Source organism: Streptomyces sp. NPDC059957, from assembly GCF_042730015.1.
In the GTDB taxonomy this organism is placed as follows: domain Bacteria; phylum Actinomycetota; class Actinomycetes; order Streptomycetales; family Streptomycetaceae; genus Streptomyces.
In genome coordinates, this window is the sequence record NZ_JBHWMB010000057.1 from 39,496 (window position 1) to 60,654 (window position 21,159).

The 21,159-nt window shown below is 72.2% G+C and carries 19 protein-coding genes; 9 read left to right on the plus strand and 10 right to left on the minus strand.

The window, feature by feature from the left end; translation table 11 throughout:
• Positions 1 to 115: 115 nt before the first annotated feature.
• Complete coding sequence (locus ACFWBW_RS30480) at positions 116 to 1,375, minus strand: extracellular solute-binding protein (RefSeq protein WP_385379161.1); 1,260 nt, start codon at positions 1,373 to 1,375, stop codon at positions 116 to 118.
• A gap of 166 nt (positions 1,376 to 1,541) precedes the next feature.
• On the opposite strand from ACFWBW_RS30480, the gene ACFWBW_RS30485 reads away from it, so the two are divergent.
• Positions 1,542 to 1,757: a dodecin gene (locus ACFWBW_RS30485; RefSeq protein WP_243341332.1), complete on the plus strand. Its 216-nt coding sequence runs from the start codon at positions 1,542 to 1,544 to the stop codon at positions 1,755 to 1,757.
• Between the two features lie 247 nt (positions 1,758 to 2,004).
• Here the strand turns inward: ACFWBW_RS30485 and ACFWBW_RS30490 are convergent, their stop codons facing one another.
• Together ACFWBW_RS30490 and ACFWBW_RS30495 are read right to left on the minus strand one after the other, a co-directional pair.
• Positions 2,005 to 2,499, minus strand: coding sequence for a hypothetical protein (locus ACFWBW_RS30490; protein ID WP_385379164.1), 495 nt, complete (start codon positions 2,497 to 2,499; stop codon positions 2,005 to 2,007).
• A gap of 56 nt (positions 2,500 to 2,555) precedes the next feature.
• Positions 2,556 to 3,095, minus strand: a complete 540-nt coding sequence (locus ACFWBW_RS30495; protein WP_385379167.1) for an NUDIX domain-containing protein — start codon at positions 3,093 to 3,095, stop codon at positions 2,556 to 2,558.
• A 116-nt stretch (positions 3,096 to 3,211) separates the two neighbouring features.
• Between ACFWBW_RS30495 and ACFWBW_RS30500 the strand changes: the two genes are divergently transcribed.
• The 4 genes from ACFWBW_RS30500 to ACFWBW_RS30515 all read left to right on the plus strand — a co-directional run bounded on the left by ACFWBW_RS30500 (position 3,212) and on the right by ACFWBW_RS30515 (position 9,394).
• Positions 3,212 to 4,720 (plus strand): hypothetical protein, encoded by a 1,509-nt coding sequence (locus ACFWBW_RS30500; protein WP_385379170.1) that lies wholly within the window; start codon positions 3,212 to 3,214, stop codon positions 4,718 to 4,720.
• 101 nt (positions 4,721 to 4,821) lie between these two features.
• The gene (locus ACFWBW_RS30505; protein WP_385379173.1) at positions 4,822 to 5,865 is read left to right on the plus strand and encodes a S41 family peptidase; all 1,044 of its coding nucleotides are present in this window, start codon (positions 4,822 to 4,824) and stop codon (positions 5,863 to 5,865) included.
• 75 nt (positions 5,866 to 5,940) lie between these two features.
• Positions 5,941 to 6,984: an MsnO8 family LLM class oxidoreductase gene (locus ACFWBW_RS30510; protein WP_385379176.1), complete on the plus strand. Its 1,044-nt coding sequence runs from the start codon at positions 5,941 to 5,943 to the stop codon at positions 6,982 to 6,984.
• A 10-nt stretch (positions 6,985 to 6,994) separates the two neighbouring features.
• On the plus strand, positions 6,995 to 9,394 hold the full coding sequence (locus ACFWBW_RS30515) for an ABC transporter (RefSeq protein ID WP_385379179.1): 2,400 nt from the start codon (positions 6,995 to 6,997) through the stop codon (positions 9,392 to 9,394).
• Positions 9,395 to 9,464: 70 nt separating this feature from the next.
• On the opposite strand, the gene ACFWBW_RS30520 is transcribed toward ACFWBW_RS30515, so the two are convergent.
• The 5 genes from ACFWBW_RS30520 to ACFWBW_RS30540 all read right to left on the minus strand — a co-directional run bounded on the left by ACFWBW_RS30520 (position 9,465) and on the right by ACFWBW_RS30540 (position 14,077).
• A complete protein-coding gene (locus ACFWBW_RS30520; protein WP_385379182.1) occupies positions 9,465 to 9,830 on the minus strand; it encodes a cupin domain-containing protein in 366 nt (121 codons plus the stop codon).
• 92 nt (positions 9,831 to 9,922) lie between these two features.
• Positions 9,923 to 10,570 carry a hypothetical protein gene (locus tag ACFWBW_RS30525; RefSeq protein ID WP_385379186.1) on the minus strand — a complete coding sequence of 216 codons (648 nt, stop codon included), beginning with the start codon at positions 10,568 to 10,570 and terminating at the stop codon, positions 9,923 to 9,925.
• 105 nt (positions 10,571 to 10,675) lie between these two features.
• Positions 10,676 to 11,422, minus strand: a complete 747-nt coding sequence (locus ACFWBW_RS30530; protein ID WP_243341339.1) for a succinate dehydrogenase/fumarate reductase iron-sulfur subunit — start codon at positions 11,420 to 11,422, stop codon at positions 10,676 to 10,678.
• Complete coding sequence (locus tag ACFWBW_RS30535) at positions 11,419 to 13,371, minus strand: fumarate reductase/succinate dehydrogenase flavoprotein subunit (RefSeq protein ID WP_385379189.1); 1,953 nt, start codon at positions 13,369 to 13,371, stop codon at positions 11,419 to 11,421. The genes ACFWBW_RS30530 and ACFWBW_RS30535 overlap by 4 nt, the downstream gene beginning before the upstream one ends.
• Before the next feature lies 1 nt (position 13,372).
• Positions 13,373 to 14,077, minus strand: a complete 705-nt coding sequence (locus ACFWBW_RS30540) for a succinate dehydrogenase cytochrome b subunit (protein WP_385379192.1) — start codon at positions 14,075 to 14,077, stop codon at positions 13,373 to 13,375.
• A 94-nt stretch (positions 14,078 to 14,171) separates the two neighbouring features.
• Here ACFWBW_RS30540 and ACFWBW_RS30545 point away from each other — a divergent pair, with 94 nt between their 5' ends.
• A complete protein-coding gene (locus tag ACFWBW_RS30545) occupies positions 14,172 to 15,050 on the plus strand; it encodes a LysR family transcriptional regulator (RefSeq protein WP_385379195.1) in 879 nt (292 codons plus the stop codon).
• A 164-nt stretch (positions 15,051 to 15,214) separates the two neighbouring features.
• On the opposite strand, the gene ACFWBW_RS30550 is transcribed toward ACFWBW_RS30545, so the two are convergent.
• A complete protein-coding gene (locus ACFWBW_RS30550; protein ID WP_385379198.1) occupies positions 15,215 to 17,404 on the minus strand; it encodes a putative bifunctional diguanylate cyclase/phosphodiesterase in 2,190 nt (729 codons plus the stop codon).
• Positions 17,401 to 18,231: an SAM-dependent methyltransferase gene (locus ACFWBW_RS30555; protein ID WP_385379204.1), complete on the minus strand. Its 831-nt coding sequence runs from the start codon at positions 18,229 to 18,231 to the stop codon at positions 17,401 to 17,403. Before ACFWBW_RS30555 ends, ACFWBW_RS30550 begins: the two co-directional genes overlap by 4 nt.
• A 940-nt stretch (positions 18,232 to 19,171) precedes the next feature.
• Between ACFWBW_RS30555 and ACFWBW_RS30560 the strand changes: the two genes are divergently transcribed.
• The 3 genes from ACFWBW_RS30560 (at position 19,172) to ACFWBW_RS30570 (ending at position 20,966) form a co-directional block, all read left to right on the plus strand.
• Entirely contained in the window at positions 19,172 to 19,318 is a 147-nt protein-coding gene (locus ACFWBW_RS30560; RefSeq protein ID WP_385379207.1) for a hypothetical protein, read from the plus strand.
• A 39-nt stretch (positions 19,319 to 19,357) separates the two neighbouring features.
• On the plus strand, positions 19,358 to 20,128 hold the full coding sequence (locus ACFWBW_RS30565) for a hypothetical protein (protein ID WP_385379210.1): 771 nt from the start codon (positions 19,358 to 19,360) through the stop codon (positions 20,126 to 20,128).
• 211 nt (positions 20,129 to 20,339) lie between these two features.
• Positions 20,340 to 20,966: a hypothetical protein gene (locus ACFWBW_RS30570; protein WP_385379213.1), complete on the plus strand. Its 627-nt coding sequence runs from the start codon at positions 20,340 to 20,342 to the stop codon at positions 20,964 to 20,966.
• The last annotated feature ends 193 nt before the right edge of the window (positions 20,967 to 21,159 follow it).

Genomic DNA, 21,159 nt, shown 5'->3' on the forward strand with positions numbered 1-21,159 from the left:
CATGGCCGCTTCGCGGCCCTCGGATGTGCGGACGCTGAACTTGGTGGGCGGCCCCCTCCGGAGCCCTGCGGAGCCCTCCCCCACGCTCCCCGCCACCCCCTCCCACCCCCGTGGGTCAGCGGTCGGAGCTGAGGACCTTGCTGATGGTGTCGGAGGCCGCCTTCGCCGCCTTCCGCGGGTCCTGGCCGGTGAGGACTGCCGTCATGAACGGCTTGATCGGGTTCTCGGCCTCCACCTCGGCCCAGCGGGGGGACTGCGGGGTGGCCCGGCCCTGGGCGGCGCCGGGGGCCATCGCCGTGGCACCGTCGTTGCCCGCGACCACGTGCGCGAGGGTGGTCTTGTTGGGTACGTAGCTCATCGTGCGGGCGAGTTCGGTCTGCCATTTCTCGCTGACCAGGGCCGTGATCACGTCGACGGCGTGTCTACGTTGCCTCGTCTTCTCGGGGATGATCAGGTCCGAGCCGCCGGTGAAGACCGAGCCCACCTTGTCGGCGGTCTTGCCGGGGATCGGGAAGAAGCCGAGCTTGTCCTTGAGTTCCGGGTTCGCGGCCTCGATGGCTGCGGCCTGGCCGGGCGGGGCGATGATCTGGGCGATCCCGCCGCGGGCGAAGACGTCGGACTGCGGGGGCGTCTCCTCGTCGGCGTCCCTGGGGCCGTCACCGAGGGCCTGGAGTTGCTGGTAGAACTCCATTCCGGCCAGGGCCTTCTCCTCGTCGAGGGTGCCGTGCCACTGGCCGTTGCTCTCGACGGCGAGCTCGCCGCCCTCGTCCCAGACGAACCCGGCGAGGACGTACCAGTTCTGCCCGGCGAGGTAGATGCCCTGCTGGCTGCCCTTGTCGAGCTTCTGCGTGGCCTGGATCCATTCCTGGCGGGTCTTGATCGGCGCCTTGACCCCGGCGTTCGCGAAGAGTTCCTTGTTGTAGATCACCACGCGGTTGGCGGCGTACCACGGGACGCCGAACTGGGCGCCGTTGACCTTTCCGGGTTCGGAGAGACCCTTCAGCCAGTCCTTGCCCTCCCACTCGCGCAGGGCTTCCAGGGTGAGTTCGGAGACGCCGCCGCCCTCCACGTACTGGGCGACCTGGGTGTTGCCGACCTCGATGACGTCGGCGCTCTCCTCGCTCGTGCCGGCCAGGACGGCGTTGACCTTGTCGCCGATGCCCTTCCATTCCTGGATCTTCACTTCGAGGTCCACGCCCGGGTGTTCCTTCTCGAAGGTGCTGGTGAACTGGCCTATGAACTCGTCGGAGGCACTGCCCTTCATCAGCCAGAGCGTCACCTTCTGCGTACCTCCGCCCGACCCGGTGAGGCCGCAGCCGGCGAGGGCGGTCACGGCCGCGAGAGTGGTGGACACGGCAAGGAAGCGCATCTTCACGAGGAGTCACCTTCTGGGGATGGGTCTCAGATGGCTTGAAATTGGCATAGACCAATGGGTGGGTCAAGGGGGTATCGCTATGGATTGTTCACGCATAGTTCGCGTACCCGGACTTACTGGGGCACCGTAGAACAAGGCAACAGCCACCCAGTGTCGGGAGACCCCCATGTCCAATCACACGTACCGGGTGACCGAGATCGTGGGCACGTCCCACGAGGGCATCGACCAGGCCATCCGCAACGGCATCGCCCGCGCGGGCGAAACGCTGCACAACCTGGATTGGCTTGAAGTCGTCCAAATCAGGGGCCACATCGAGAACGGTGAGATCGCGCACTACCAGGTGGGGATCAAGGTCGGCTTCCGTCTCGACGGCGAGGCCTGAACCACGTCCGTCCCTCCGGGTCCTCCGGGGCTCTACGGGTCCTCCGGGGCTCTCCGGGGCTCCCCGGGGCTCTCCGGGCCCCTCGGGAGCGCCCGGGGCCCCTCGGGCGCCCACGGGCCACCGCGGGCCCGTCCGGAGCGCTGTACCCGTCCTCAGGGCCGTGCCCGCCCGAGGAGCACCGGGCACGCCCGGCACGCCCGGCACGCCCGGCACGCCCGGCACCCCCGAGGCGCAGGCGGGGACGCACTCAGGTGCGTCCCTCCCCCTCCTGCGCGTCCTTGAGTTCCGGCGCGTCCGCCGCCCAGTCCGCCAGGACCACACGGAAGCCCGCCGCGCGCGCCGCCTGACACACCAGCTCGTCGTCGTCCACCAGCATCCGCACCTCGCGGCCCCGCGAGATCCGCCGGAGGACCTCGAGCTTGGTCGTGCGGGCGGGCCGCCGGTCCTGGTTCCCGCGCATCCACAGCCGCCCCTCGGGCAGCCCGTTGCGAACCAGCCAGTCCTCCGTGTCCGCGCGGCACCGCTCCGGGCGCCCGGTGAGGTACACGACCTCGCAGTCGGCCGCGCTCTCCACGGCGAGCGCGATTCCGCGGGCGAGGGGTGGATCGGCCGGGGCCGCGGCGAAGAACCCGCTCCAGTCGCGCGGCCGCCGCTCCAGGAAGTGCTGGCGGTGCGCGGTGTCGGCCAGGGTGTTGTCGATGTCGAAGACGGCCAGGGGCCTGCGGTTCTGAGTCTCGGTCACCCCGCCAGACTAAGCAGCGACGCCTTCCGGACGGCGCGGGATTCCCGGTGGCGGCATCAAGGCCCAGAAGGCCCGGCCGCGTCGGCGCCGCCTCCGAGCCGGAGGGCGCACTGCTCCATGCGGAGCCGATCGCCGGAGAACCATCCCTGCCACGGCTCGCCGAGTCGGTGCCAGGCTGCAGGCTGGCCGCTTTCGGGCACCAGCCGCATCCGCTGATCGACGACCACCACGTAGGAGATGCCCGCGGTGGCCGACCAGCCGGGGTGGTACGAGCGGACCGTGGCGGCCGCCGGTGTCGCGTGCGGTTCCGCCCGTACACCGGTTTCCTCGAACAGCTCCCGACGCGCCGCCTCTCGCGGCGTCTCGCCGGGATCCACCTTCCCGCCCGGTGGCACCCACCCTCGCCGGCGGTGCCTCACCAGCAGGACGCGGGTCAACGTGCGGTCGAACACCCACACCTCAGCGGCGAGCGGACCTTCCAGGGCCGCATCGGGGCGGAGCAGCCACTCCACCGTGCCGTCGTGGTCGGACAGAGCACGACGCGCATCGCGCACCGCGGCTTCAAGGATCCGTGCCTCCATGGGATGTCCGCTCACCTGCCGGAGCGTACGACGGGCCACTGACAATCGGGCTCGGTCCGTGGCCGGGCGAGGCCGGTAGGGTCGTGGCCCGGTGGTCCCGGGGGGCCGACTGAGCACGGGGGTTACGACACATGCCTACGCCTGAGAAGATCTGGGAGGCCGCAGACCTGCCTACGCGCCGGCTCGCCGGGGTGGCCCTCAATCCGTCCTCTCCCGAGGACGTGCTGCTGCGTCTGCTCGCCGACGGTCCGCCGGCCGTACGGATGGTGCTGTGCCGGGACCGGATCCTGCCCGACGCCGTCGTGGAGGCCGTGCTCGAGCACCCTGACACCCGTACCCGTAGCTTCTTCGCCCGCAACCCCCACGTCGATCCGGCCCAGCGGGCACGACTGGTCGACGATCCGGAGTGGTTCGTCCGCGCGCACCTCGCGGACGCACCCAGACTGCCCGCCGGAGGCGTGAACAGGCCACTGCCCGACGAGGTCGTGGTCCACATGATCAGCACCTACGACAACGACATCCTGATGGGCACCATCCACCGACAGATCTCCACCGCGCTGGAGCGGTCCATGCCCACCCATCCGGTCGCGAAGGTCCGCCGCTGGGGCGTCGGCAGGTGGGAGCAGCTGCCCGCCGAGATCCAGGCCTCGCTGCTGGCGGATCCCGACCAGGACGTCCGGGAGAGCCCGCGGAACAGTGCGCAGAGATCCGCGCAATCCCGGGATCCGGCGTGGGTGGAGCGCGAACTGCCCGGCTGGACCTGCCACGCACGCTGGGACATGTTGATGTACCAGGCCCTCAGCAGAACCGTCGTGGACAACGTCCTGACCGCTCCGGTCGCCGAGGAGGAACGGGTGGCCATCGCCGGCAACCCCGGTCTGCCCGCCGACGTGGTGGTCCTCCTGGCAGGTGATCCGGACCCCGCGGTGCGTGAGCGGATCGCCCACCGCGCGGACCTCGGACCCGCCGAGCGCCGCGCGCTCGCCGTGGACCCCGATCCGAGGGTGCGGCTCGCCCTGTCCGTACACCCCGAGCTGAGCGAGGAGGAGCGGGCAGCGATCGACTACGAGATCCCCGCGGGCGGCTGCTTCCAGGCGTGGCGCGGGCCCACCGTGCCCCGGGACCCTCAGGACGTCCGCCGGGACGCGAACTCCGGTCACCCGCTGATTCGCCAGAGAGCGGCCGTCGTCCGCACCCTGCCGCCCGACCTCCTGGAACGCCTGGCCGCCGACGAGGACCTCGGCGTACGCGTCCTGCTGGCCCAGAATCATCCGGACGCCCCGGCCTCCCTCCTGCTGCGCAGCTTCCTCGAATACACCGGCCACGAGCGCGCGCGCCTCACCACCCGGCCGAACTTTCCCACAGCCGGTCTGGCGGCCTTCGCCGACCGCGAGGACCCCGAGGTCCGCGCCCTGGCCGCCCGCGACCCCGACACCGCGCCGGCAACCGTCGAGCGCCTCACCCGGGACCCGGACCCGGCCGTGCGCGCGGCGCTGGCACGCCACCCGAACCTTCCGCAGACCCGGCTGCTGGAACTCCTCGACGACGAGGAACTGGCCCACGCGGCGGCGGCGAACCCCGCGCTGGATTCCGAGGTGATCCAGCGGCTGGTGGCAGCCGGACGGGAGGCCGGCCGGTGAGTGCGTCGGGGTCTTCGGTACCTTTGGCCTGAACTGGGCGAATGGCCTGAACTGGGCGAACCTCGTGGAGCAGACGGCCCGCGAGAGAACGGCTGATCCGCATGAAATCCCGAACCCCGAAGCCCGTGGCCCGCCGCCGGCTCATCGCCGCGGCAGCGGTGGCCCTCCTCGCGGCGACAGGCTGCGCGGGTCCGCACCGGGCAGAGGGAACGGCCATGTCGCCGGGAGCGCGCGGATACCTCACCACCGCGCTGGACCTCATGGAGGGCAACTCGCTCTTCGCGGCGGACATCGACTGGCCGACCGTACGCCGCGAGGCCTTCGCCCGGGCGGGAAGCGCGCAGGCCCCCGCCGACACGTACGGGGCCGTCAGGGAGGCGTTGCGGAGCCTGGGCGACCGGCACAGCCAGTTCATGACCCCGCAAGAGGCCGAGCAGGCGCTGAGCCCGGCACCCGGCTCCTCCGCGCTGCCGGAGGCAAGGGTGCTCGCCGGTTCCATCGGCTACCTGTCCCTCCCGGCGGTGTCCTCCGACCGGGCCGCCGCCGACTACGTGAAACAGGCCCGGCAGGCCGTCGCCAAGGCCGACGGACAGGGGGCCCGCGGGTGGATCGTGGACCTGCGCAGCAACACGGGCGGGGACATGTGGGGGCCGCTGGCCGCGGTGGGGGCCGTCCTGGGCGACGGGGACGCCGGAGCGTTCGTGGAGGCCGACGGAAAGCGGACTCCGTGGACGGTCGAGAAGGGTACGCCGCGCCAGTACCTCGCCACCTGGGGCCCCGCCGAGCCGCTGGCGCAGGCGGCTCCCCCCGTGGCGGTGCTCACGAGCAGCCGGACCGCGAGCGCCGCCGAGGCGGTGACCATCGCATTCCGCGGCCGCCCCGACACCCGGAGTTTCGGCCAGGCCACCCGCGGCGTCCCCACGGGCAACGATGCGCACCCCCTTCCCGACGGCGCGCTCATCCTCCTCACGCAGGCCCGGGAAGCCGATCGCACGGGCCGCATCCACAACGGCCCCCTCCCGCCCGACGAAGAGGTCCCGGACGACAGCCGCGCCCTCGGCAGCGGCTCGGACCGGACACTCGAAGCCGCGGCCCGCTGGCTCCGCGGCCGGACGTCCCCCGCCCGAACGCCCGGGGGATCCTGACGCCCGGGGGATCCTGATGCTCTGGGATTCCTGATGCTCTGGGAATCCTGACGCCCTGCGCGCGTTGACCACGGTGTGATCCGCACACTCTCGATACTCGACCGGTCCCGCACCCGCGCGGGGCACCCCGCCGCCCAGGCCCTGCGCGACACCGTGGAGCTCGCCCGCACCGCCGAAGGGCTCGGGTACCGCAGGTTCTGGGTTTCCGAGCACCACAGCGTGCCCGGGGTCGCCGGATCCGCGCCCACCGTGCTCGCCGCCGCCGTGGCCGGGGCGACGGCCCGGATCCGCGTCGGCACCGGCGGTGTGATGCTGCCCAACCACCAGCCCCTGGTCGTCGCGGAGCAGTTCGGGGTCCTGGAATCGCTCTTCCCCGGCCGCATCGACATGGGGCTCGGCCGCTCGGTCGGCTTCACCGGCGGGATCCGCCGCGCGCTCGGGCGGGACACGGCCGACGCCGACCGGTTCGAGGAGCAGCTCGCGGAGCTGCTGGGCTGGTTCGACGGCTCCCAGCGGGCGCACCCCGAGGTGCACGCCCGCCCGGCGGAGGGGTTGCGGATCCCGGCCTACGTGCTGGCCACCGGCGAGGGGGCGGGCATCGCGGCCCGCGCCGGTCTGCCCCTGGTCGTCGGGGACCTGCGGACCCGTGCCCGGGTCGCGGAGGTCATCGAGGCGTACCGCGCGGAGTTCCGGCCATCCCCCTGGGGGGCGCGGCCGTACGTCGTGGCCTCCGGGACGGTCGCGGTGGCGGCCACCGCCGAGGCGGCCCGGCGGATCCTGGTGCCGGAGGCCTGGGCGGTCGCGCACTCCCGCACCCGGGGCAGCTTCCCGCCGCTGCGCCCTGCCGAGGAGGTCGAGGCCCTCGCCATGAGCCCCAAGGAGCGGGAGCTGTACGAGGGCGCCCTGGCCGGGCACATCCACGGCACGGAGGAGCAGGTCGCGGCGGAGCTCGCCGAGGTCGCGGAGCTGACCGGGGCGGACGAGCTGCTGGTCACGACGTCCACGTACGACCGGACGGCGCTGCTGGACTCCTTCGGCCGGCTCGCCCGGCTCACCGGCATCACTGGCATGACCGGCATCACCGATACCACGGAGCGGTCCGCCCTCCCCGGCCACTAAAATGGGACGAATGCACCAGCCCGTCGCTCCGCACGCCCACGATCCCTACGTCCGCGTCCGGGGCGCCCGGGAGCACAATCTGCGCGGGGTGGACGTGGACATCCCGCGGGACGCACTGACCGTGTTCACCGGGGTCTCCGGGTCCGGGAAGAGCTCGCTGGCCTTCGGCACGCTCTTCGCCGAGGCCCAGCGCCGGTACTTCGAGTCCGTGGCCCCGTACGCCCGCCGACTGATCCACCAGATCGGCGCACCGAAGGTCGACTCCGTCACGGGGCTCCCGCCGGCCGTCTCGCTGGAGCAGCGGCGCTCCTCCCCCGGCTCCCGGTCCTCGGTCGGGACGGTGACCATGCTGTCCAACTCGCTGCGGATGCTGTACTCGCGGGCGGGCTCCTACCCGCCGGGCGCCGAGCGCCTGGACTCCGACGCCTTCTCCCCCAACACCGCGGCCGGGGCGTGTCCTTCCTGCCACGGCCTCGGGCGCGTGCACCGCACCAGTGAGGAACTGCTCGTCCCGGAGCCGGGCCTGTCGATCCGTCAAGGTGCCATCGCGGCCTGGCCGGGCGCCTGGCAGGGCAAGAACCTGCGCGACATCCTGGAGGCCCTCGGCCACGACGTGGACGCGCCCTGGCGGGAGCTTGCGGCGGCGGACCGCGAGTGGATCCTGTTCACCGAGGAGCAGCCGGTGGTGACGGTGCATCCGGTACGGGAGGCCGACCGGATCCAACGCCCCTACCAGGGAACGTACATGAGCGCGCACCGGTACGTGATGCGCACCTTCGCCGACAGCAAGAGCCTCACCCTGCGGGCCCGCGCCGAGAAGTTCCTGACCGATTCGCCGTGCCCGGTGTGCGAGGGCAGGCGGCTGCGTCCGGAGGCGCTGGCCGTGACCTTCGCGGGCCGCACCATCGCGGAACTGGCGGCCCTGGCGCTGACCGAGCTCGACGGGCTACTGGCCCGCGAGCGCGGCGGCGGCGAAGCGGCCCGCGTGCTCAACGAGGACTTGCGCTCCCGGATCGGCCCGATCGCCGAGCTGGGGCTGGGGTACCTGAGCATGGACCGCGGCGCCCCGACCCTGTCGGCGGGCGAGCTGCAACGGCTTCGGCTGGCGACGCAGTTGCGTTCGGGGCTGTTCGGGGTGGTGTACGTGCTGGACGAGCCGTCGGCGGGGCTGCATCCGGCCGATACGGAGGCGCTGCTCGGCGTCCTGGACCGGCTCAAGGAGGCCGGGAACACGGTGTTCGTGGTGGAGCACGACCTGGACGTGGTGCGGCACGCGGACTGGCTGGTGGACGTGGGCCCGCTGGCCGGGGAGCACGGCGGACGGGTGCTGCACAGCGGGCCGCCGCAGGACCTGGCCGCGGTGACGGAGTCGGCGACGGCCCGGTACCTGTTCGGCACCCCGCAGGCCCCGGGGTCTCGCTCGGGGGCCGCGCGGAGGGCGACCGGGTCCGTCCGGCTCAGCGGCGTCGACCGGCACAACCTGCGGGACCTGGCGGCCGAGTTCCCGCTGGGGGTGTTCACGGCGGTGACCGGGGTGTCGGGGTCGGGGAAGTCCACGCTGGTGGGCCAGGTGCTCGCTCGGGAGGTCCACGAGCGGCTGGCGGAGCCGGAGTTCCCGGTGCGGCGGCTGGTGGAGGTGGACCAGAAGCCGATCGGCAGGACCCCGCGTTCCAACCTGGCCACCTACACGGGGCTGTTCGACGTGGTCCGCCGGCTCTTCACGGCGGCGCCGGAATCGAAGGCGCGGGGCTGGAAGGCGGGCCGCTTCTCCTTCAACGTGCCGGGCGGGCGGTGCGAGTCCTGCCAGGGCGAGGGTTTCGTCTCGGTGGAGCTGCTGTTCCTGCCCAGTACGTACGCCCCCTGCCCGGAGTGCGCGGGTGCCCGGTACAACTCCGAGACCCTGGAGGTCCGTTACTCGGGGCTGAACATCGCGGAGGTGCTCGCCCTGACCGTGGAGTCGGCGGCCTCCTTCTTCGCCGGGGTGCCTGCGGCGGCCCGCAGCCTCGGGGCGCTGTCGGACATCGGCCTGGGGTACCTGCGGCTCGGGCAGCCCGCCACGGAGCTGTCGGGCGGCGAGGCGCAGCGCATCAAGCTGGCGACGGAGCTCCAGCGCCTGCGCCGCGACCACACCCTGTACCTGCTGGACGAGCCGACGACGGGGCTCCATCCGGCCGATGTCACGGTGCTGCTGCGGCAGTTGCAGGGCCTGGTGGACGCCGGGCATTCGGTGGTGGTCGTGGAGCACGACATGGCGGTGGTGGCGGGCGCCGACTGGGTCATCGACCTGGGTCCCGGCGGTGGCGCGGACGGCGGCCGGGTGGTCGCTGCGGGCACCCCGGCCGAGGTGGCCCGCGCCACGGGCAGCCGTACGGCGGCCTATCTTGCGCGGGCCCTCGCGGTGCGGCCGTAGCGGTTCGGGCCCGGCCCGTGCGCGCTCATGTGGCCGACGTGTCCGTGGCCGACTGCGTCAGCCGGCTGCTTCAGGTGCGCTTGGCGTAGTCCCCGTAGCCCTGCCAGTCGAGAACGACGCACGGCTCGTCACCGAGCACCCACGCGTCGTGGCCGGGGGTGATCTGGATGAAGTCCCCTGCCTGCGCCTCGGCGTCCTCCCCGTCGTCCATGACGATCTTAATCCGGCCGCTCACGACGTAGCCCACGTGGGGCGCCTCGCAACTGTCGGTCCCCGCAATGGGCTTGACGTGCTTCGACCACTGCCATCCGGGCTCGAACACGGCTCGGCCCACGGGGCCCTGGTCGGTGTTGAGCAAGTCGAGCCTGCCCATGCCGTCCTCGAACGGACGCGTCTCATCGGCGGAGTCGAAACCCCGCCGCACGATTCCTGACATGATCGTCCACCCTCCGGCACACGACTGCCCCGAGTCCACTTCTCAGCGTACGCCCGTACCGCGGGGCGGCGAGCTCCCGGCGTACGAGGCCGCTACGCGTCCCCCTGGAGCAGGTGCTGCGGCAGCTCGCGGAAGGTCCAGACGCCCTGCTTGCGGGTGAACATCCACACCAGGTCGTAGCGGTCGGGCCAGGCGGCCGGCAGCCCCAGCACGTCCTGCGCTCCGAGGCCCCGGATCAGGCGGGGCATCCCCTGGTGCTCCCAGCAGACCAGGACCGGCATCCGCTCCGCCAGCACCGCGCGGGCCAGGGCGGGCTCCGCTCCTACGGCGAACTCCGCGCGGACGGGCGTACCCAGTGCGGTGGCGAGCGCCTCGACGGTCTGACGGCACCGCGCGGGCGCCCCCGCCTTGCCGCCGGCCGCGAAGACGGCCCCGGGCCGGGGCAGGGCGGCACCCCGGGTCGGCGGGAAGAGGGTGGGCAGTTCCTGGGCGCGGCGGCGGCCCCGGACGGCGAGGAAACCGGGGTCCTCGTTGCCGTCGTCGTCCTCGCCGGTGTCCCCGGCGTACGGCTTCTCCGCGTGCCGGATGACCATGACCAGCGCGTCCTTGACCACCTCGGGGCCGGGGCGCGGCTCGGGGGGCCGTTCCTCCCCGGCGCAGGCGGCCGCCGCCAGCGGGGCGAGGGCGGCGGCCAGCACGGTACGGCGGCGCGGGCCGGGTCCGGCGGGGGCTTGAGGCATGCGCCCACTGTCACCCATGCCCGGGAAACCGGCCGGTCACGGCGCGACGGGGGCCGCTCCGATCATCCGATCGGCGGACGCCTCATGGCCCGTGCAACCCGCACGTCAGCGGGGGCCTCGGCGGACGGCCCGCAGCCACTCCTTGTTCATGGCGGCGATCGACGGCAGCGGGATGCCCTTCGGGCAGGCCGTGGCGCACTCGCCGGTCAGGGTGCACCCGCCGAAGCCCTCGGCGTCCATGGTGGCCACCATGTCCAGGACCCGGGTCTCGCGCTCCGGCGAGCCCTGCGGGAGCACGTTCAGGTGGTTGACCTTGGCGGAGGTGAAGAGCATCGCGGAGCCGTTGGGGCAGGCCGCCACGCACGCCCCGCAGCCGATGCACTCGGCGTGCTCGAAGGCGTAGTCGGCGTCGGGCTTGGGGACGGCCGTGGCGTGCGCCTCGGGCGCGGCGCCGGTCGGGGCGGTGATGTAGCCGCCGGCCTGGATGACCCGGTCGAGGGCCCCCCGGTCGACGACGAGGTCCTTGACGACGGGGAAGGCCGAGGCCCGCCAGGGTTCGACGTCGATGGTGTCGCCGTCGTCGAAGGAACGCATGTGGAGCTGGCAGGTCGTGGTGCGCTCCGGGCCGTGGGCGTCGCCGTTGATGACGAGGCTGCACGCGCCGCAGATGCCCTCGCGGCAGTCGTGGTCGAAGGCGACCGGGTCCTCTCCGCTCAGGATGAGGTCCTCGTTGAGGGTGTCGAGCATTTCGAGGAAGGACATGCCCTCCGAGATGCCGTCGACCTCGTACGAGGCCATCGCTCCGGGGGCGTCGGCGTTCTTCTGGCGCCAGACGCGCAGGGTGAGCTTCATGCGTAGCTCCGCTGGGTGGGGTGGACGTACTCGAAGACGAGGTCTTCCTTGTGCAGGACGGGCGCGACGCCGGTTCCGGTGTACTGCCAGGCGGCCGCGTACCCGAACTCCTCGTCGCGGCGGGCGGCTTCGCCGTCCGGGGTCTGGGACTCCTCGCGGAAGTGGCCGCCGCAGGATTCGGCGCGGTGGAGGGCGTCGAGGCACATCAGCTCGGCGAGCTCCAGGTAGTCGACGATCCGGTTGGCCTTCTCCAGCGACTGGTTGAACTCCTCGCCGCTGCCCGGCACCTTGATCCGCTTCCAGAACTCCTCGCGGATCTCCGGGATCCGGGCGAGTGCCTTGCGCAGGCCCTCCTCGGTCCGGGCCATCCCGCAGTACTCCCACATCAGTTCGCCGATCTCCCGGTGGAAGGAGTCGGGCGTGCGGTCCCCGTCGACGGCGAGCAGCTTGGCGAGGCAGTCGCGGGTCTCGCGGACGGCGGCCGCGGCCTCGGGGTGGTTGTCGTCGACGGTGTCCCGGTGCGGATGGCGGGCCAGGTAGTCGTTGATGGTGGAGGGGAGCACGAAGTAGCCGTCGCCGAGGCCCTGCATGAGGGCGGAGGCGCCGAGGCGGTTGGCGCCGTGGTCGGAGAAGTTGGCCTCGCCGATCGCGAACAGGCCGGGGACGGTGGTCTGGAGGTCGTAGTCGACCCACAGTCCGCCCATCGTGTAGTGCACGGCGGGGTAGATCCGCATGGGGACCTCGTACGGGTTCTCCGCGGTGATCCGCTCGTACATGTCGAAGAGGTTGCCGTACTTCTCGGCGACCTTCTCCTTGCCCATGCGGCGGATGGCGTCGGCGAAATCGAGGTAGACGCCCTGGCCGCCGGGGCCGACGCCGCGGCCCTCGTCGCAGACGTTCTTGGCCGCGCGGGAGGCGATGTCGCGGGGCACGAGGTTGCCGAAGGAGGGGTAGATCCGCTCCAGGTAGTAGTCGCGCTCGGCTTCCGGGATGTCGGCGGCGGGGCGGGTGTCGCCCTTGGCCTTGGGGACCCAGATGCGGCCGTCGTTGCGCAGGGACTCGCTCATCAGGGTGAGCTTGGACTGGTGGTCGCCGGTGCGCGGGATGCAGGTGGGGTGGATCTGGGTGAAGCAGGGGTTGGCGAAGTACGCGCCGCGCCGGTGGGCGCGCCAGACGGCGGTCGCGTTGGAGTTCATGGCGTTGGTGGAGAGGTAGAAGACGTTGCCGTAGCCGCCGCTCGCGAGGACGACGGCGTCCGCGTAGTAGGTGTCGATCTTGCCGGTGACCAGGTCCCGGGCGACGATGCCGCGGGCCACGCCGTCGACGGTGATCAGGTCGAGCATCTCGGTGCGGGCGTGCATCTCGACGTTGCCGGCGGCGATCTGCCGTGAGAGCGCCTGGTAGGCGCCGAGCAGGAGTTGCTGCCCGGTCTGGCCGCGGGCGTAGAAGGTGCGGGAGACCTGGACGCCGCCGAAGGAGCGGGTGTCGAGGAGGCCGCCGTACTCGCGGGCAAAGGGGACGCCCTGGGCCACGCACTGGTCGATGATCTCGACGGAGATCTGGGCGAGGCGGTGGACGTTGGACTCGCGGGCGCGGAAGTCGCCGCCCTTGACGGTGTCGTAGAAGAGGCGGTGTACGGAGTCGCCGTCGTTGCGGTAGTTCTTGGCCGCGTTGATGCCGCCCTGGGCGGCGATCGAGTGGGCTCGGCGCGGGGAGTCGGAGAAGCAGAACTGGACGACGTGGTAGCCCTGTTCGGCGAGGGTGGCGCCAGCGGCGCCGCCGGCCAGGCCGGTGCCGACGACGATGACGGTGTGCCCGCGCCGGTTGGCGGGGTTGACCAGCTTGGCCTCGAAGCGGCGGCGGTCCCAGCGCTCGGCGATGGGGCCTTCGGGGGCCTTCGCGTCGGCGATCGGGTCCCCGGTGGTGTAGTCGGCGTAGTCGTTGCTCATGTCAGCTCACCACTCCGGTCATGACGGCGACGGGCACGGACACGAAGCCCGCGAAGAGGACGAGGGCGAGGGCGTTGGCCAGGAACTTCAGCGTCCTGTCCCGTCGGGCGTTGCCCGCGCCCAGGGTCTGGGCGGCGCTCCAGAAGCCGTGGCGCACGTGCAGGGCGAGGGCGGCCATCGCCACGAGGTAGATGGTGTTCCCGTACCAGGTGGAGAAGGTGGCGAGGACGTTCTCGTACGGGTGCCCGGCCCAGGCCCGCTCGTTCACGGTGAGCGTGGTGAGGTCGAGCAGGTGCCAGACGATGAAGAGGGCGAGGATGATGCCGCCCCAGCGCATGGTGCGGGTGGCGTAGCTCGCGCGGCGGCGCTTGTGGGCGTACTTCACCGGGCGCGCCTTGATGTCTCGGCGGCTGAGCTGGTACGCGCAGACCCCGTGCGCGACGACGGCCGCGAGCAGGGCCACGCGGACGATCCACAGGGCCCACTCGTGGTGCAGGAAGGGCGAGCCGAGGGTGCGGAGCCAGTGCGCGTAGCCGTTGAACTCGTCCGCCCCGAAGAAGATCTTGAGGTTTCCGAGCATGTGTACGACGAGGTAGCCGAGCATGATCAGGCCGGAGACGGCCATCACGGACTTCTTGCCGACGGAGGAGTCCCAGAGCGTGCGCGTGGTGGACGGCCGTCGATCCGTCCGCGTTGCCAGAGCCATGGCATTGACCGTAAGGACGAAGGTCCCGAAAGGTCCAAGACATGACAGAGCTCAAGTCGATAGGCTCAGCCTATGTAGCCGCTAGCCTGGGGCCATGCAGTTCCAGCAGCTGGTCTACTTCGTCGCCGTCGCCGAGACCCGCCACTTCACGCGGGCGGCCGAGCGCGAACACGTGGCCCAGCCGTCCCTGTCGCAACAGATCAAGGCGCTCGAACGGGAACTGGGCGCCGAGCTCTTCAGCCGGGCGCGCGGAAACATCACGCTCACCGACGCCGGCGAGACCCTGCTGCCGCTGGCCCGTCGGATCCTCGCGGACGCGGACACGGCCCGCCTGGAGGTACAGGAGCTGGCACAGCTCCGGCGCGGCCGGATCCGCCTCGGGGCCACCCCGAGCCTGTGCACCGGTCTGCTGCCGGGCGTGCTCCGGGCCTTCCACACCGCCCATCCGGGGATCGAGCTGCTGATCGAGGAGAGCGGTTCGCTGGACCTCGTACGGGCGCTCGCGCGCGGCTCCCTGGACCTGGCGCTGATCGCCCTGCCACTGCCCCCCTCGGCGCCGGCGCTGACCACGGTGGAGCTGCTGACGGAGGACCTCGTGGTGGTCTCCTCTGCGGCCCTCCCACCGCCGGCGGGCGGTGGTTCGCTCACCGTGTCCGCGCTGCGCGACGAGCCGATGGTGATGTTCCGGCACGGCTACGACCTGCGGGACCTCACCGTGGCGGCCTGCCGGGCAGAGGGCTTCGAGCCGGTGTTCACCGTGGAGGGCGGCGAGATGGACGCAGTACTGGGCTTCGTCCGCGCGGGCCTCGGCATCGCGGTGGTCCCGGCGATGGTGGTCGCCCACGCGGGCTCGGGCCTGCGCGCCACCCCCCTGGCGGGCTCCCCCCTGCGCCGCACGATCGCCCTGGCCCACCGCACCGACGTGGCACCCCCGCGCGCGGCCCGGGAACTGAAGCGCATCCTGCTGGGCTGACCCTTCGGACTCTTCAGATAGGGGAAGCGAGGCCGGTGACCGGGTCGTGGGAGATCATGGCAGGGCGAAGAACCACACGGCTCCGAACCGGGCCCGGAAGCAGAAGCCCTCGCCCTCGCCCTCCGGCTCGTCCGCCCAGCGGCGGAAGAGGTCGGCGGCGGCGTTCACGAGGTGGGGACCGCGTCCGACAGGGACAGGGTGTGGATGCGGTCCGCGGCGCCCGGGCGGGCGTAGTACCAGCCCTGGGCCGTGTCGCAGCCGAGGGCTCGGAGCTGGGCGGCCTGGGCGCCGGTTTCCACGCCCTCGACGGTGACGGCGAGTTCGAGGCTGTGGGCCAGAGCGACTATGCCCTCCACGATCTTGACGTCGACCGGGTTGGCCGGGGTGTGCTGCATGCCCTTGGTGAAGGAGCGGTCCAGCTTCAGCACGCTGACGGGCAGGCGGCGCAGGTTGGCCAGGTTCGAGTAGCCGGTGCCGAAGTCGTCGAGGGCGATGTCCACGCCCAGTGCGGCGAGCCGGCGCAGCGGTTCGAGGAGCTCGTCGTCGGCGCCGATCAGGGCCGACTCGGTGACCTCCAGACACAGCGTGCCCGGGGTCAGGCCCGAGGACTCCAGGACGCGGATCGTGTCGGCGACCAGGCCGGGGTGGTGCAGCTGGGTCGGTGACAGGTTGACGTTGATCCGCAGGGTGGCACCGCCCTTCTGGTGCTGCCAGGCGCGGGCCTGGCGGACGGACTCCTCCAGGACCCAGCGGCCGAGCGGCACGATCAGGCCGGTGCGTTCGGCGAGCGGGATGAACCGGTCCGGGCCGAGCACCCCGTGCTGCGGGTGCGACCAGCGCACCAGCGCCTCGGCGCCGTGCACGCTGCCGTCGTGCATGTGGACCAGCGGCTGGTACTCGATGAAGAACTCGCCGCGTTCCAGCGCCGCCGGGAGGGCGTTGGTCAGCCCGTGCCGGGTGATGGCGCGCGCGTCGGCCGCGGCGTCGGCGAACTCGAACCGGTTGCCGCCGGCCGCCTTGGCCCGGTACATGGTGATGTCGGCGCTGCGCAGCACCTCGGCGGGGGTGCGCTCGCGCGCCGGGCCCTCGACGATGCCGATGCTGCCCCGGACCGTCAGCTCGCGCCCCTCCAGGCGGATCGGGACGGAAAGGGCGGAGAGGATACGGACCGCGAGCTCGGTGGCCTTCTCCTCGGTGTCGGGGCCGGTGGTCAGCGCCACGAACTCGTCGCCGCCGAGCCGGGCGACGACTTCGCCCGGTCCGGTCGCGCAGCTCTGCAGGCGGTCCGCGACCTCCACCAGCAGCCGGTCGCCGGCCGAGTGGCCGAGGCTGTCGTTGACGGCCTTGAAGCCGTCGAGGTCGAGGTAGCACAGGCCGAAGCGCGAGCCGCCGGAGCCGCTCAGGGCCTTCTCCAGGCGTTCGAAGAAGAGGGTCCGGTTCGGCAGGCCGGTCAGCGCGTCGTGGGTGGCCTCGTAGCGCAGACGCAGGTTCAGCAGCCGGCGCTCGGTGGTGTCCTCCATCAGCGCCAGCTGGTACTGCGGCACGCCCTCGGCGTCGCGCAGCAGCGAGACCGTCAGGTTGGTCCACAGCACGGTCCCGTCGTGCCGGTAGTACGGCTTCTCGACGCGGTAGCTCTCGCGTTCGCCGCGCACGAGCTCCCCGTACATCCGCCAGACGTGCGGGGTGTCGTCGGGGTGGCTCCATTCGCTGACGTTGCGGCCACGGACGTGCCCGTCCATGCCGCCGAACATCTGCAGGAGCGCGTCGTTGATCTCCAGGACGTTGCCCTCCAGATCGGCGATGCCGATCCCGATGGCCGCGCCCTCGAAGACCGCCCGGAAGCGGGCCTCGCTGGCGTGCAGTGCCTGCTGGGCGTCGATGCGGGCGGTCAGGGCGGACCGGGCGATGGCCTCCTGCTCCTTGAGCGTGCGCTCGCGCAGGGCGCGGGCGAACCCGGCCGCGATGCCGTGCTGGAGCCGGGCGCAGCGCGACCGGTACTCCTCGGTTCCCTCGACGCTCTCGGCGTCGGGGCCGTCCGGACCGCAGTACAGCACCAGGTAGGACTCGACGACGCCGAGCGTGCCGGCCAGCGCCTCCGGGTCGGTGCAGTGGACCGCGACGAGTTCCTCCCCGACCCGCTGGCCGACGGAGGAGTCGAAGGGGCGGGCGCGCAGGGCCTCCACGAGGGTGCGCGTGAGCGGTACGAGGTGGCGTTCGAACTCGCCGCGGGTGAGCGAGGTCGCGGTGACCGGGAAGATCGCCCGCCCCCAGATGGTCGCGAACCGCCCGATCCGGTCCTCCAGGCCGCCCTGTGGCGCGGCAGGGTCGTCCGCCGTCTGCGTCGGCAGTCTCACGCCTTGCGTCCCACCCCGGCGAAGCCCGAGAAGGCGTACGGGTCTTCGTCCGCGGCCCCGCCCTCCGGCCCGCCGGTCGTGTCGGGCCGCCAGTCGGGCATGGACACCAGGCCGGGCTCGATCAGGCCGAAGCCGTCGAAGAAGCGGCGGATCTGCTCCGCGTCCCGCATGACGAGCGGGTTGCGGATCTCGCGGTAGACGCCGACGGTTCCGCCCGCGACCTCCTCCGAGAGCGGGATCCCCTCGTACGAGGCGTGCGTGAGGATCAGCAGGCTGCCGGGGGCCAGTGCGTCGCGCAGTTCGGCGACGGCGGCGTAGGGGTCGTCCGAGTCCTCCAGGAAGTGCAGGACGGCGACCAGCATCAGGGCGACCGGTCGGCTCAGGTCGAGCCCCTGGGCCACCTCAGGGGCGGCCAGGATGTCCTGGGGCTTGCGCAGGTCGGCTGCGACGACCCCGGTCCGCTCGGTGCCGGCCAGGACGGCCTGGCTGTGGGCGACGGCCACCGGGTCGTGGTCGACGTAGACCACGCGCGCCTCGGGGCTGGCGGCCTGGGCGATCTCGTGGACGTTGCCGAAGGTCGGGATGCCGGAGCCGATGTCGAGGAACTGCGTCACGCCCTCGGCGACGGCGTAGCGGACGGCACGGCGCATGAATGCCCGGTTGGCCTGCATGATCTTGGGCAGGCCCGGCATGAATTCCATGGCCCGACGGGCCGCCTGCCTGTCGACCTCGAAATTGTGGGAGCCGCCCAGGTAGTAATCGTAGATGCGGGACACGCTCGGCACCGATATGTCGATGCCTTGCGGGGCCCAGGCGGGGCGCTCCATCGGGGTCTCCAAGCCTTAGTCCTGCAGCGGTCCGGGCGGATCGGACTCCTGTCCGAGCCGAATGTACTGATCATTGCCCAACGGAGCGAGCGAAAGCGGAAATTGGCGATCCGTTCTTCGTCACACGTCAAAGGCCGGACGGGCTGCGCCCGGGGAATGATCGAAACCGACAAATACCTTTTGAGAAAAGGTCGGTGAACGGTCCGACACGAAGCGAGTCTGGCTCAAACCTCCATAGCCAAAGCCTCACCCGTTCAGGCGAACCAAGGTCAACCTTCCCGCGCGCGAGCGCGCGCGACCCCATGATCCCCGGGTGAAAAGAGCCTCTTCCAGGCGCCTGCTGGCAGTCCCGGTCCTGCTGTGGGCGGCCCTGTCCGCGACACCGGCCGTGGCCGATAGCAGCGCATACGCGACGATCGACGCCGGCGACGGGGCGAGCGCCGTCAGACACGCCGCATCCGTCTTGTCCGGCGCGACCGGGGGCACCCGAGGTGGCGGACGTCACGGCGACGAGAGCCGCGGGCGCGACCACGGCAACCAGGGCGGCCGGGGCGATCGCGGCGATCGCGGCAGTCAGGGCGGACCGGGCAAGTCCGGTAAGCCCGGGCACGGCAAAGGCCACGGCCACGGCCACGGCGGCCATCACGGGCATCCGCCCTGCCCGCCGCCGCCTCCACCGCCGTGTCCTCCAAAGCCCACCCCGCCGCCCCCGCCACCCCCGAAGCCGTTGCCCACCCCGAAACCGCCGCCACCTCCACCTCCCCCGCCACCGCCCGCTCCGAAGCCGGTGCCGAAACCCCCCGAGCCGGCCCCGCCGCCCCCCGCACCCCCGGCCCCCGCCCCCCCGGCCCCGGAACCGGCCCCCAAGCCGGTCCCGAAACCGGTCACGAAGCCACCCGCGCCGCCCGCGCCGGCGCCCGCGCCGCCCCGGGTGATCCCCGTGGCCTCGCCCATGAAGCCGGTCGCGCGCCCCTCCTACCACGCGGCGGCCCGCAAGCCTGTCGAGCACCACATCTCACCGGTGACCTTCACCTTGATGACCGTGACCCCCGCGGTGCTCGCGATCATCGCGCTGCGCCCGCGCTAGAGCCGCCGCATTCCACCCCGTAATCGATTGGGAGTCATCTTGTCGGAATGGCTCGTCCTGTCCCTCGCGATGGCCGCCGCGTGTGCCGTGGTGCTGTCCATCGCCTTCTTCAACCAGCGCCGGATCGGTGAGGACGACGATCCCAGCGAGACCCCGGACGTCATCGAGTACATGACGATGATGATCGGCGTGATCTACGCGATCGTGCTGGGCCTGGCGATCGCCGGCGTCTGGGAGGGCCGCGGGGCCGCCCAGGAGTACGTGCGCCAGGAATCGCAGGCCCTGCACGAAATCAGCGTCCGCTCCGAGGTCTACCCGGCCGAGGTCCGCAAGAAGATCAGGTCCGACGTCGACGCCTACGTGACTTACGTCGTCGACACCGAATGGAAGGAGATGGCCGAGAACGGCGAACTGACGGACCGCAGCGGGGAGCTGCTGGAACGCATCCGCCGCGATGTGACGGACTACGAACCGCAGACCGACCACGAGGGCCAGGCCTACCAGCCGCTCGTGGACCAGGTCGCCGTGGTCGACGACGCGCGCAACGCGCGCGGCCTCAGCGCCGGGGCCACCATGCCCGGGGTGGTCTGGTTCGGCCTGATCGCCGGGGCTCTGGTGACGGTGGGGCTGATCTTCACCCTGCAGATCAGGCGCTCGTTCCGGGAACTGCTGCTGGCGGGGCTGTTCAGCGCGCTGATCGCGTTCCTGCTGTTCCTCATCTGGGACTTCGACGCACCCTTCGGCCGGGGCATCGCCGCCACCGCCGAGCCGTTCCTCTCCCAGTTCCCGCATCTGGGGCTGAGCGACTGACACGGCGCAGCCCCCGACCGCCACCCACCCCGGCCCGGCAAACCGGGGACGGGCCTCCCGTCCCCGGTTCGGCCTACCGCCATGCCCCATTCGCCCGTTCCTGATCGCGGGCCACCGCGCCCGGACCTAGCGTGGCGGACATCGAGGCGCACGACCCCCCACGTGCGGAAACCGTTCCGCGGCTGCTCCTCGGGGATCCGGAGAATCAACCATGGGCGCGATACCCACCTCCCCCACAGCCCTGTTGGGCGCCGCCGCGGCGGGCGCCCTGCTCGTCTTCGGCGCGGCGGCCGCGCCGGCCGCGCGTGCGGCCGAGGCCGCGCCCATCACCTCCTTCGGTTTCGCCATCACCCCCTCGACGGTCGCCCCCGGCGGCCAGGTGGTGCTGTCCGTCACCGGCTGCAACGCCGCCTTCGCCACCGTCTCCTCCGGCGTCTTCGACACCGTGAGCATCGACCGGGGCAAGACCGCACGGGTCACCGTGGACCGGGACGCGCGGCGCGGAGCCCAGTACTCCGTCTCCTTCACCTGCGCGGGCGAGACCGGCTCGGCCGACCTCACGATCACCGGCGGCACCGGCAGGCCCACGACCAGTTCCACCGTCGGTGCCCGCAAGACCCCGACCGCGAGCGCGGCCACCGGTACGCGTACGGGTACCAGCGCCGGCACCGGTACGGGCGCTTCGCGCCAGGCCACCCTCGGCGTCCGCGGCGGCCTCGGCGGCAGCGTGGCCGGGCTCGATCCGCTGGAACTCGGCGCCGGCGCGGGGCTCGTCCTCGGCGGGCTGGTCGGTCTCGGCTACGCCCTGCGCCGCCGCGACATCCGCCGCATCCACTGACCGCGCCGCGCCACCGGGCCCGCCCCCCACACCCGCAGGCGCACCCCGATCCACCCACCCACACGATCTTCCCGAAAACGCCGGTCGCCCCGTGTCCTGGCCAGGACACGGGGGGAACGGCGGTTGTCCTGGGCGAACAAGGAGGTCGGGCAGTTCGGCCCAGACCTAGATCGGGTGCCGGTGGCGACCCACA